Annotated in this window: 10 protein-coding genes; 7 read left to right on the top strand and 3 right to left on the bottom strand. The window is 70.4% G+C overall.

Going from position 1 to position 12364, the window contains the following annotated elements; genetic code table 11:
* Positions 1-21: 21 nt before the first annotated feature.
* A complete protein-coding gene (locus ACEZDE_RS11120) occupies positions 22-1419 on the bottom strand; it encodes a DUF2786 domain-containing protein (RefSeq protein WP_380535056.1) in 1398 nt (465 codons plus the stop codon).
* Between the two features lie 175 nt (positions 1420-1594).
* Here ACEZDE_RS11120 and ACEZDE_RS11115 point away from each other — a divergent pair, with 175 nt between their 5' ends.
* The 7 genes from ACEZDE_RS11115 to ACEZDE_RS11085 all read left to right on the top strand — a co-directional run bounded on the left by ACEZDE_RS11115 (position 1595) and on the right by ACEZDE_RS11085 (position 10774).
* Positions 1595-3013, top strand: a complete 1419-nt coding sequence (locus ACEZDE_RS11115; protein ID WP_380535054.1) for a DUF2637 domain-containing protein — start codon at positions 1595-1597, stop codon at positions 3011-3013.
* Positions 3014-3176: 163 nt separating this feature from the next.
* A complete protein-coding gene (locus tag ACEZDE_RS11110) occupies positions 3177-3908 on the top strand; it encodes a DUF1707 and DUF4190 domain-containing protein (RefSeq protein WP_380535052.1) in 732 nt (243 codons plus the stop codon).
* 267 nt (positions 3909-4175) lie between these two features.
* Positions 4176-4547, top strand: a complete 372-nt coding sequence (rpsL, locus tag ACEZDE_RS11105) for a 30S ribosomal protein S12 (protein ID WP_014144289.1) — start codon at positions 4176-4178, stop codon at positions 4545-4547.
* A 3-nt stretch (positions 4548-4550) separates the two neighbouring features.
* Entirely contained in the window at positions 4551-5021 is a 471-nt protein-coding gene (rpsG, locus tag ACEZDE_RS11100) for a 30S ribosomal protein S7 (protein WP_123497064.1), read from the top strand.
* 42 nt (positions 5022-5063) lie between these two features.
* On the top strand, positions 5064-7169 hold the full coding sequence (fusA, locus tag ACEZDE_RS11095; protein ID WP_380535049.1) for an elongation factor G: 2106 nt from the start codon (positions 5064-5066) through the stop codon (positions 7167-7169).
* 202 nt (positions 7170-7371) lie between these two features.
* Entirely contained in the window at positions 7372-8565 is a 1194-nt protein-coding gene (gene tuf / locus ACEZDE_RS11090; protein ID WP_380535047.1) for an elongation factor Tu, read from the top strand.
* Between the two features lie 238 nt (positions 8566-8803).
* Positions 8804-10774, top strand: a complete 1971-nt coding sequence (locus tag ACEZDE_RS11085; protein WP_380535045.1) for a hypothetical protein — start codon at positions 8804-8806, stop codon at positions 10772-10774.
* Positions 10775-10844: 70 nt separating this feature from the next.
* On the opposite strand, the gene rfbC is transcribed toward ACEZDE_RS11085, so the two are convergent.
* Entirely contained in the window at positions 10845-11444 is a 600-nt protein-coding gene (gene rfbC, locus ACEZDE_RS11080; RefSeq protein ID WP_380535043.1) for a dTDP-4-dehydrorhamnose 3,5-epimerase, read from the bottom strand.
* Positions 11441-12316 (bottom strand): glucose-1-phosphate thymidylyltransferase RfbA, encoded by an 876-nt coding sequence (rfbA, locus tag ACEZDE_RS11075; RefSeq protein ID WP_380535041.1) that lies wholly within the window; start codon positions 12314-12316, stop codon positions 11441-11443. The genes rfbC and rfbA overlap by 4 nt, the downstream gene beginning before the upstream one ends.
* Positions 12317-12364: the final 48 nt, after the last annotated feature.

The following is a 12364-nucleotide window of genomic DNA, read 5'->3' as shown; positions in this document are numbered from 1 at the left end:
CAGGGGCCGCCCTGGCCCCGCTCAGCCCGGGAGGGCCGCCCCGTGGCCGCGGAGCTGGGCCCGGTCGGCCGCCGCGCGGCCCTGGGCCCAGCCCTCGTGGTCGCCGGCCCGGATCGCGCGTCCGGCACGGGCGTTCGGGAACATCCGCTCGGTGGAACGCCGTACCGCCTCCTCGCGGGCCGCCAGCACCGGCAGCAGCTCCGAGCGCCCGCCCGCCCCGGCGGCAGCCGCCGCCTCGGCGAGGCCCGCCAGCGCCTCCTCGGTGGCCTCGGCGGTCGCCTCCGCCAGCCGCTCCCTGATCCGCGCGCCGTAGGCGATCAGGAACGACTGCCGGAACGTCTTGCTCCGCGACCCACCGGCGCCGCCGCCCTGCGTCCCCGCGCTGTTCATCGCCGTGGTCGCCTGCACCAGCAGCGAGGTGTAGAGCAGCTCCACCGCCTCCAGGTCGGCCGGGAAGCCGACCACCGTGCAGAAGCCCAGCTCCTTGGTCCACAGCGAGGTGGCCCGGTTGGCCTGGGCGACCGCGTCCAGCAGCAGCGCCTTGGGCGCCTCGTAGGGGTTGTCCACGCCGATCCGGCAGGCCCCCGGCTCGTCCCGGCTGCCCGAGGAGGCCGCCAGCAGCGCCTCGTCGATGCTGTGCTGCGTCATCAGCTGCTGGGCCTTGGCGGTCAGCGCCTCGGCCTCCTCGGGGAACTCGGTGGACTCGGCCTTGGCCAGCAGCGCCCGGATCCGGCCCAGCATCCTCGGCTCGGTCCCGGTCTTCTGGGTGAAGGCGATCGCCGGTCCGGTCCGCCGGGCCCCGGCCCCCGCCCCGGCGCCCGGCGGCGGGCCCAGCGGGGTCAGCGGGGGGAGCCGGCCGATCAGCCGGTACAGCTCGAGCAGCAGCGTCGCGACGGTGAAGCGGTCGGCCCGCTCCCGCTCGGCGACCCCGGCCAGGAAGGCGTCGTCGTCGCCCCACCAGACCGCGGCCTCCAGCTCGCGCAGCTGGTCCGACCAGCGCGGATCCAGCGCCGCCGCCGCGTACCCGCGCAGCTCGGCCGCGACCAGGTCCACCGCCAGCCGGGAGTGACGCGCCGTCAACTCGCGGCGGACCGCTCGGGCCAGGTCGGCCGGCTGCCAGCCGTTCTGCCACAGCCGGGCCAGCTGCGCCCCGGTCACCAGCAGCACCGCCCGGCTGGTCCGCGGCCAGCGCGCGGCCGGTTCCGACAGCAGGCTGGCGCCCAGGTCCAGGGCCAGGTCGACGCCCTCCCCGGTGGCGTACAGGACCCCGCCGCAGGCCGACTCCACCAGCTCCCGCAGCGGCGGTCCGCCCTGGTCGGCGGCCTCCTGCCGGGGCTGTCCGGGCGACTGCCGGGGACGCTCGTGGGCAGCCCGCTCCCGCTTTCCCGCGCGGCGGTGCTCCTGGTCGCGCCTGCCCATCACAGCCCTCCTTCTTCTCGCTGGTCCCGACCGGTGTCCGCCCCCCATTGTCCAGGAGCGGACGGGCGGGCGGCGCGGTCCGGCAACCGGGCGGTCGCGGGCTTGTGGCAAGCTGTCCTCCACTCCGCTCGCATGCGTGGAGCCAACTACCGTCACACCAGGGGTTGAACGAGCCATGGCTGGCCCTGCGATAACCCGCGCGCACCGCGCACTCATCGGCGTGGTAGCCGCCGGCGCCTTCATCATCGCCGGCATCGGATTCACCGGGTCCTACGCCGCGGTGCGGACCCTCGCCCTGCACAAGGGCTTCGGCACGTTCTCCTACGTCTTCCCGATCGGCGTGGACGTCGGCATCGCCGTGCTGCTCGCCCTGGACCTGGTGCTGACCTGGCTGCGGATCCCGTTCCCGCTGCTGCGGCAGACCGCCTGGCTGCTCACCGGCGCGACCGTGGTGTTCAACGCGGCGTCGTCCTGGGGCGACGCGCTGGCGATGGGGATGCACGCGATCATCCCGGTGCTCTTCGTGGTCGTGGTCGAGGCCGCGCGGCACGCCATCGGACGGATGGCGGACATCACCGCGGACCGGCACATGGAGTCGGTGCGGCTGATGCGCTGGCTGCTGTCGCCGGTCCCCACCTTCCGGCTGTGGCGCCGGATGAAGCTGTGGGAGCTGCGCTCCTACGACGAGGTGGTCCGGCTGGAGCAGAACCGGCTGGTCTACCGCACCCACCTGCGGGCCCGGTACGGCCGGGGCTGGCGCCGCCAGGCCCCGATCGAGACCCTGCTGCCGCTGAAGCTGGCCAAGTACGGCGTTCCGCTGGACATGGGGATCATCCGGGACCTCCCGGAGCCCGAGCCGACCCCGCAACTGGCCGCCGCGCCGCAGCAGCCGGTGCAGCAGGCGCAGCAGCAGATGATGCCGCAGCCCGCGCAGCAGCAGCCCGCGCAGCAGCAGACCATGCAGCAGCAGACCATGCAGCAGCCCGTGCCGGCACAGCAGCCGCTGCACCCCGGCCCGCAGCAGGCGCCGCCGATGCAAGTGGTGCCGCAGTACGCGATGCCGCGCCAGGCCGCGCCGCAGTCCCCGGCGCCGGACCCGATGGCGGTGACCGTGCTGGCCAAGCTGGCCAGCAGCCGCCACCGCAGGCCCCTGCACGACCCGGACACCGCGGCCCCGGCCGCCGAGGACGGCGAGCAGGTCCCGGCCGCGGCGAACGGCTCGGTCCGCGGCGTCGCCTGGATCCCCAAGCAGCACCCCGGCGACGGCGACCCGCTGGGCGAGGAGGGCCCCGAGGCCTGGTTCGCGCCGAAGACCGTCCCCGAGCCCGACCCGCACCCGGACTGGATCCCGCCCGCGCCGCCCGAGCCGGCGGTCGGCCAGGACCCGCTGGACGTCTACTTCGACGGCCTGGTCGCCTACCGCGAGCAGTACAACCACGACCCCGCTCCGGCCCAGCTGGCCGAGTACCTGTTCGAGTCCGGCCGGCTGGCCGCTCCCGCGGGGGACCGGCCGATCAGCACCGAGACGCTGCGCCGCGCCTGGCCGCAGCTGGAGCAGCGCTTCCTGGCCCGCTACGACGAGGTCACCCAGTAGCGGGGGTCCACCCCGTCAGCGGGTCCTGGCCGCGGGACTGAGGTTGTGTCACAACTCCTCGACAGCCGTCCGGGCACGATGCGCGGACCCCGATCGTCTTGCACTATGGGTTCAGTGCAGGTGCCCGTGCCTCCGGTTCCGGGCGCGATCGGGGAGGTCGTCGTTGTCCACGCACCAGCAACCGAGGAATCCGGTCCAGCCCTGGCAGGACACCGTGCCTGCGGTGGCGGTGCCGCTGACCAAGCCGATGCCCGCGCAGTCCGTGCCCGCGCAGCCGACGGCCGATCAGGTCGCGACCATGCGGGCCTCGCACGCCGACCGCGAGCGCACCGTCGACGTGCTGAAGTCGGCCTTCGCCGAGGGGCGGCTGAGCTCCGAGGAGTACAACGAGCGGGTCGACCGGATCTACCGGGCGCAGACCTACGGCGAGTTGGCCGGGATCGTGCACGACCTGCCCAGCGGACCGATGCCGACGCCGTACCTGGCGCCGGGCCCGGTGGTGCCGGCCGCCTTCGTCGGCTACCCGGGGCCGCAGCCGTACGGGCAGCCGCAGCCGTACATCTATGCGACGCCGCGGCCCGGCCCCTACGGTTACGGCTACACCGGCCCGTACGACCGCTACGGGAACCCGTTCGCCCCGCCGCCCGGCTACGCGCGGCGGACCAACGGGTTGGCGAAGGCCTCGCTGGCGCTTGCCCTGGCCCAGATCGTCACCCTCGGGGTGACCGCGGTCCCGGCCCTGGTCTGCGGGCACATCGCCAAGGGGCAGATCCGCCGGGACGGCGAGGAGGGCGACGGCCTGGCCACCGCGGGGATCGTGCTCGGCTGGATCGGGGCGGCGTTCTGGCTGCTGGTCCTGCTGGGCGTGGCGGCCTCGGGCGGGCACAGCGGCTGACCCGCCGACCTGCGCCTCTCCATTTGTTTTGACCCGCGCCGATGCGCTAGGTACGCTCTGTCCTTGTGCCTGGGGTGTCCCCGGGTCTCTTGTGCGTGCGTGCATTTTCGCCGCCGCGTTCATGGGAACCGCGCTTCCACACCGCTCCTCCGCAAGGAGTCGAGGGGATGGGGAGCGGTCCGACACACCCGACCTCGTGGGTCGGAAGTCGGCGAGACACAACCAGGGTAGATACACCAGCGATGGCACAAAGAAGACGGAGATAGCGTGCCTACGATTCAGCAGCTGGTCCGAAAGGGCCGGCAGGACAAGGTCGAGAAGAACAAGACGCCCGCACTGAAGGGTTCCCCTCAGCGCCGCGGCGTCTGCACGCGCGTGTACACGACCACCCCGAAGAAGCCGAACTCGGCGCTTCGCAAGGTCGCCCGCGTGCGCCTCACCAGTGGCATCGAGGTCACCGCCTACATTCCGGGCGAGGGTCACAACCTGCAGGAGCACTCCATCGTGCTCGTGCGTGGCGGTCGTGTGAAGGACCTGCCGGGTGTGCGTTACAAGATCATCCGCGGCTCGCTCGACACCCAGGGTGTCAAGAACCGCAAGCAGGCCCGCAGCCGCTACGGCGCCAAGAAGGAGAAGTAAACAATGCCTCGTAAGGGCCCCGCCCCGAAGCGCCCGGTCATCATCGACCCGGTTTACGGCTCCCCTGTGGTGACGTCGCTCGTCAACAAGATCCTCCTGCACGGCAAGCGCTCCACCGCCGAGCGCATCGTGTACGGCGCCCTGGAGGGCGTCCGCGAGAAGACCAACGCCGACCCGGTGGTCGCGCTCAAGCGCGCCCTGGAGAACGTGAAGCCGACCCTGGAGGTCAAGTCCCGCCGCGTCGGCGGTGCGACCTACCAGGTGCCGGTCGAGGTCAAGCCCGGCCGTGCCAACACCCTCGCGCTGCGCTGGCTGGTCGGTTACTCCCGCGCCCGTCGCGAGAAGACCATGACCGAGCGCCTGCTCAACGAGATCCTGGACGCCAGCAACGGTCTGGGCGCCTCGGTGAAGCGTCGCGAGGACACGCACAAGATGGCCGAGTCCAACAAGGCCTTCGCTCACTACCGCTGGTAGTTCGAACCCCGTCAGAAACAAGAAAGAGAGAGACGAGCCACCATGGCTGCAACCTCCCTTGACCTCGCCAGGGTCCGCAACATCGGGATCATGGCGCACATCGACGCGGGCAAGACGACCACCACCGAGCGGATCCTCTTCTACACCGGTGTCTCGTACAAGATCGGTGAGGTCCACGATGGCGCTGCCACCATGGACTGGATGGAGCAGGAGCAGGAGCGCGGCATCACGATCACGTCTGCCGCGACGACCTGTCACTGGACGGTGGATGGTGTGGACAACACCATCAACATCATCGACACCCCGGGCCACGTCGACTTCACCGTCGAGGTGGAGCGCTCGCTGCGCGTCCTGGACGGTGCCGTCACGGTGTTCGACGGTGTCGCCGGTGTCGAGCCCCAGTCCGAGACGGTGTGGCGTCAGGCTGACCGCTACAACGTCCCGCGTATCTGCTTCGTCAACAAGCTGGACCGGGTCGGCGCGGAGTTCTTCCGCTGCGTCGACTCGATCATCGACCGGCTGGGCGCGACCCCGCTGGTCATGCAGCTGCCGGTCGGCGCCGAGGCCGACTTCCAGGGCGTCATCGACCTGGTCACCATGAAGGCGCTGCTCTGGTCGGCCGAGGCCGCCAAGGGCGAGATGTACGACACCCTGGAGATCCCGGCGTCGCACGCCGAGATCGCCGAGGAGTGGCGTGCCAAGCTCGTCGAGACGGCCGCCGAGGGCGACGACGAGCTGATGGAGCTGTTCCTGGAGGGCGAGGAGCCCACCGAGGAGCAGCTGATCGCGGGTATTCGCCGCGGCACCATCGCCGGTAACTTCACCCCGGTCTTCTGCGGCACCGCGTTCAAGAACAAGGGCGTCCAGCCTCTGCTCGACGCGGTCGTGAAGTACCTGCCCTCCCCGATCGACGTCGAGGGCGTCATGGGCCACAAGCCCGGCGACGAGTCCGTGGAGATCTTCCGCAAGGCCTCGGACGAGGAGCCGCTGTCGGCGCTGGCGTTCAAGATCATGTCGGACCCGCACCTGGGCAAGCTGACCTTCATCCGGATCTACTCCGGGCGTCTTGAGGCCGGCACCGCCGTCCTCAACTCGGTGAAGGGCCGCAAGGAGCGCATCGGCAAGATCTACCGCATGCACGCGAACAAGCGTGAGGAGATCGAGTCGGTGGGCGCCGGCGACATCGTCGCCGTGATGGGCCTGAAGCAGACCACCACCGGTGAGACGCTGAGCGACGACAAGCAGCCGGTCATCCTGGAGTCCATGGACTTCCCGGCCCCGGTCATCCGCGTCGCCATCGAGCCCAAGTCGAAGGGCGACCAGGAGCGTCTGGGCGTCGCGATCCAGCGGCTGGCCGAGGAGGACCCGTCCTTCCAGGTCAACACCGACGAGGAGACCGGCCAGACGATCATCGCGGGTATGGGCGAGCTGCACCTTGAGGTGCTGGTCGACCGTATGAAGCGTGAGTTCCGGGTCGAGGCCAACGTCGGCAAGCCGCAGGTGGCCTACCGCGAGACGATCCGCAAGGCCGTCGAGCGCATCGACTACACGCACAAGAAGCAGACCGGTGGCTCGGGCCAGTTCGCGAAGATCCAGATCGCGATCGAGCCGCTGGAGTCCGGCGAGGGCTACGAGTTCGTCAACAAGGTCACCGGTGGCCGTGTGCCGAAGGAGTACATCCCTTCGGTGGACGCCGGCGCCCAGGAGGCGATGGAGTTCGGCACCCTGGCCGGCTACGCGCTCCAGGGCGTCCGGGTGATCCTGCTCGACGGTGCTTCGCACGACGTCGACTCCTCGGAGCTGGCGTTCAAGATCGCCGGTTCGATGGCGTTCAAGGAGGGTGTCCGCAAGGCGTCCCCCGTGCTGCTCGAGCCGATGATGGCCGTCGAGGTCACCACGCCCGAGGACTACATGGGCGATGTCATCGGCGACATCAACTCCCGCCGTGGCCAGATCCAGGCCATGGAGGAGCGCAGCGGTGCCCGCATCGTGAAGGCCCTGGTCCCGCTGTCCGAGATGTTCGGCTACGTCGGCGACCTGCGCAGCAAGACGTCGGGCCGCGCCAGCTACTCGATGCAGTTCGACTCGTACGCCGAGGTTCCCCGGAACGTGGCGGAAGAGATCATCGCAAAGGCCAAGGGCGAATAAGACCCCGGACATTCCGGGATCTAACACCCCTTAGTCTGTAGGAGGAGTTCCGGAGGAGGCCGTACCGACGGCCCTCCTCCGGACCCCTCCGGCCCCCACCCCACGGGCCGGAAACCGCGCGCAGCCCAGCTGCCGGGACCGGCGCGAATCCAGACCACCTGACGTCGTACGGCGTACAGAACCAGTCCTCAGGAGGACCCCAGTGGCGAAGGCGAAGTTCGAGCGGACGAAGCCCCACGTCAACATCGGCACCATCGGTCACATCGACCACGGTAAGACGACCCTTACCGCGGCGATCACCAAGGTGCTGCACGACGCTTACCCGAACCTGAACGAGGCCTCGGCCTTCGACCAGATCGACAAGGCGCCGGAAGAGCGTCAGCGCGGTATCACCATCTCCATCGCGCACGTCGAGTACCAGACCGAGGCGCGTCACTACGCCCACGTCGACTGCCCCGGTCACGCGGACTACATCAAGAACATGATCACCGGTGCCGCGCAGATGGACGGCGCGATCCTGGTCGTGGCCGCCACCGACGGCCCGATGCCGCAGACCAAGGAGCACGTGCTCCTGGCCCGTCAGGTCGGCGTCCCCTCCATCGTCGTGGCCCTGAACAAGGCCGACATGGTGGACGACGAGGAGATCCTGGAGCTCGTCGAGCTCGAGGTCCGCGAGCTGCTCTCGGAGTACGAGTTCCCGGGCGACGACCTCCCGGTCGTGCGCGTCTCGGCGCTCAAGGCGCTCGAGGGCGACAAGGAGTGGGGCGAGAAGCTGCTCGGCCTGATGGCCGCGGTGGACGAGTTCATCCCGACCCCGGCCCGTGACGTCGAGAAGCCGTTCCTGATGCCGATCGAGGACGTCTTCACGATCACCGGTCGTGGCACCGTCGTCACCGGCCGCATCGAGCGCGGTGTGCTCAAGGTCAACGAGACTGTCGACATCATCGGCATCAAGGAGACCAAGACCACCACCACGGTCACCGGCATCGAGATGTTCCGCAAGCTGCTCGACGAGGGCCAGGCGGGCGAGAACGTCGGCCTGCTGCTCCGCGGCATCAAGCGCGAGGACGTCGAGCGCGGCCAGGTCATCATCAAGCCGGGTACGGTCACGCCGCACACCGACTTCGAGGCCCAGTCCTACATCCTGTCGAAGGACGAGGGTGGCCGTCACACCCCCTTCTTCAACAACTACCGCCCGCAGTTCTACTTCCGCACCACGGACGTGACCGGCGTCGTGACCCTCCCCGAGGGCACCGAGATGGTCATGCCCGGCGACAACACCGCCATGACGGTCGCGCTGATCCAGCCGATCGCCATGGAGGAGGGCCTGAAGTTCGCCATCCGTGAGGGTGGCCGGACCGTCGGCGCCGGCCAGGTCACCAAGATCATCAAGTAGTACGGTCTGACCTGCCTGCTCCTCCGAGGGCAGTCGACGGGCCCCGCGGCATCAGCTGATGCCGCGGGGCCCTTCGCTCTTTTCATCATCAATTCAATTCCTGTTCACTTCCTCCGGTCGGAAAGAATTCGTTAGGCAAGAGGAATGGGAATTGCCGACGGTTTCTTGTGTCTTACCTGGCGGCTTTCCTTCGTCTGTCTATGCTCCTGGCTTCAGCGCCGATGAGCCAGAGGAAGACATGTCGCGCCGCTCGGTCCCGATCCTGCTCACCGCACTCCTTGCCTCCTGGCTGCTGCCGCTGCTGCTCGGCCTGCTCCGGCTGGACGTCCTGCTGCTTCCGGTGCTGCTGCTGACACTCGCCTCGGTGCTGAGGGTCGGCGGGGTGCTGCTCGACCGGCTGGTGCTGGCGGGCTTCCTGCTGGCCGGGGCGATGCTGGTGCTGGCACTGCCGGCCTCGGTCTGGCCCTGGGGGCCGGCTCCGGCGCCCGTCGCCGCCGTGCTGCTGACCCTGGTCAGCACCGCCGCCTGGATCGGCCGGCGCCGGCCGTCGCTGCCCTGGCGGTTCCGCGGCACCGACGCGATCGTGGTCGGCACCGGCCTGCTGAGCTGGTACCTGGTCCGGCGCGGGGCCTCCGGCGGGAAGGGGCTCGGCCCCTACAGCGGAATGATGATCGGGGACCGCTTCACCCATTTCTCGATCTTCGACGCGATCCACCGCATCGGCGGTTATCCGTTCCTGCTGCACGCCCAGGCCGGGCCCTACATGTTCTCGAATTCGGGGGACGTGTACCCGCAGGGCTCGCACATGCTGCTGGCCTGGACCGACGTTTTCCTGCGCTCGTCCACCGGCACCGGTTCCCCGGTGGCCGAGTTCGGCCGCTACTGCGGCTATGTGGTGGTGGCGTTCGCGGTGCTGTCCGCGGTGCTGGTCTGGGCCGCCCGCTGGGTGGGCGGGCCCCGGCTGCGCGGCTGGCGGGCCGCGGCGGTGTGCTCGGTGACCGCCTCGCTGGTCGCCGCGAGCCCGCTGGTGAAGCTGCTGGCGAACGGCTTCGACTCGGAGGTGGTGGGGCTCGCCTGCTTCGCGGTGGTGCTGGCGGTGCTGCTCCGGCCGGCCATGGGACGGCTGGAGTTCGTCCTGCTGGGCTGCGCGGGCCTGGTCACCGTCGCCTACAGCTACAACCTCTACGCGGTGCTGGTCGGGCTCGCGCTGCTGGCGAGCCTGTGGGCGTTCCGGGCCCGCGACAGCGGACGCCGCCTGGCGGTGTACGGCGGGCTGGCGGTCGGCTCGGCCGTCGCGGTGATCCCCAGTGTGGTCAGCGTGCTCTCGTCGTTCAACATCGCGACCCAGGCCGCCGCGGGCGGTGCGATCGTGCCGATGAGCCGTCCGCTGATCATCGGGGCGGGCGGGGTGATCGTGCTCGCGGTGCTGGTCGCCGGACGGAATCGGACCCCGACCGAGCGCGCCCTGCTGCTGGCGGTCGCCGCCACGGCCGCGGTCCTGCTGCTGTTCGGCGGCTGGCAGCTGCACACGCTGGGGAAGGTCTCGTACTACTTCGAGAAGCTGGTCAGCGCCGCCTTCGTGCTGCTGCTGGTCGGCCTCGGCGTGGCCGGGGCGCTGCTGCGACCGCTGGTCAGGGCCGGGGCGCAGGACGGGCTGAGCCTGCGGCTGCGGCAGCCGGCCCTCGCGGCCGGCTCGGCCGCGGCGGCGCTGACCCTCATCGCCGGCTTCCAGTGGGGCGTCCCCTCGGGCGGCACCCTGCCCAGCGGCGCGGCGCTGCCCGAGGTGTGGCAGACCACGGCGCTGGCCCAGTGGTCGGACGGCGGCATCCCGTCCAGGATCGACCAGACCACCTACACCTTCCTGGCCCGCGACCTGGCCCGGGTCGACCCGGCGGCGCCGGTGGTCACCCTCTACACCGACTCGGGCGCGCAGAACTGGCAGACCACGTACTTCGCCCAGACCATGCTGCGCAACGACGTGATGATGAGTCAGATGGTGCCGGTGTACTCGATCCCGATCGGCGGCACAATGCGCTCGCCGCAGGTCCAGCGGGACGCGCTCTACCAGCTCAGGCTGCTGATGCGGCAGCTGCACCGGCCGGCCACGGTGCTGGTCGGCAACGCGGTGCTGGCCCGGCAGCTGGACCACGACCTCAACAGCGCCGGACACCGGGCCGCGGCCGTGGTCTTCGCCCCGCTGCTCCGCTGAGCACTGCCCCGCTGAGCGCTGCCCCGCCGAGCGGCTCCGCCGGTGGCGGGACCGCTCGGCGGGGCCGCCGTCAGCCGGTCCGCAGCGACTCGGTAAAGGCCTGCACGGCCCGGTAGTCCGGCAGCAGCCCGCTGGAGACCGCCTCCGCCAGCGAGGGCGCGGCCTCGTCCCTGGCCGAGAGCTGCGGGGTGTCGGCCGGCCAGCTGATGCCCAGGTCCGGGTCGAGCGGGTGCACCGCGTGCTCGCCGCTGGGGTTGAAGGTCTCCGAGCAGAAGTACGACAGGGTCGCGTCGTCGCTCAGCGCGCAGAAGCCGTGCCCCAGGCCCTCGGCCAGGTAGACGGCGCGGCGGTCCACCTCGTCCAGCCGGACGCCCTCCCAGCGGCCGAAGGTGGGGGAGCCCACCCGCAGGTCCACGATCACGTCCAGCACCGCGCCGCGGACGCAGCTCACGTACTTGGCCTGGCCGGGCGGCACGTCGGCGAAGTGCACACCGCGGACCACGCCCTTGGCGGACACCGACATATTGGCCTGGGCCAGCCGCAGCGGGTGGCCGACCACCTCGGCCAGGCGGTCGAAGCGGTAGTACTCCATGAACATCCCGCGCGGGTCGCCGTGCTGCTGCGGGGTGACCTCCCAGGCGCCCTCGATGCTCAGCGGCCTGATCTTCATGCTGTCGTCCCGTTCTCCAGAAGGTTGACCAGATAGCCGCCGTAGCCGCTCTTGAGCAGCGGCTCGGCGAGCGCGCGCAGCCGGGCGTCGTCGATGTAGCCCATCCGCCAGGCGACCTCCTCGACGCAGCCGACCTTGAACCCCTGCCGCTGCTCGATCACCCGGACGTACTCGGAGGCCTGGACCAGCGAGTCGAAGGTGCCGGTGTCCAGCCAGGCGGTGCCGCGGTCCAGCGCGGTCACCCGCAGCTCGCCGAGCCGCAGGTAGGCGTCGTTGACGGCGGTGATCTCCAGCTCGCCCCTGGCGCTCGGTCGCAGCCCGGCGGCGATGCCGACCACGCGGTTGTCGTAGAAGTAGAGGCCCGGCACCGCGTAGCGGGACTTGGGCTGCTCCGGCTTCTCCTCGATGGAGATGACCCGGCCGTCGGGCCCGAACTCCACCACGCCGAACGCGTGCGGGTCGGCCACCGGGTAGGCGAAGATCCGGCCGCCGACCAGCTTGTCGTTCTCGGCCAGCCGGGTGCCCAGGCCGCTGCCGTGGAAGATGTTGTCGCCGAGGACCAGGGCGACCGAGTCGTCGCCGATGAAGTCCGCGCCGAGCACGAACGCCTGGGCGATCCCCTCGGGCCGCTCCTGGGCGGCGTACTGGAGCTCCAGGCCCCACTGGGAGCCGTCGCCGAGGAGCCGCTGGAACTGCTCCTGGTCCTGCGGAGTGGTGATGATCAGGATTTCCCGGATCCCGGCCATCATCAAGGTAGTGAGAGGGTAATAAATCATTGGTTTATCGAAGATCGGCATGAGCTGTTTGGAAACGGCCCGGGTGAGGGGCCAGAGCCGTGAACCGGTGCCACCCGCTAGGAGAATGCCTCGCATGGGGGCAACTCTAGGCCTCGTCGCGAGCGCCCGCGTCGCGCGGTGCTT

The organism is Streptacidiphilus cavernicola (assembly GCF_042510955.1).
Taxonomy (GTDB): domain Bacteria; phylum Actinomycetota; class Actinomycetes; order Streptomycetales; family Streptomycetaceae; genus Streptacidiphilus; species Streptacidiphilus cavernicola.
This window is presented reverse-complemented; position numbering and strand designations above follow the sequence as displayed.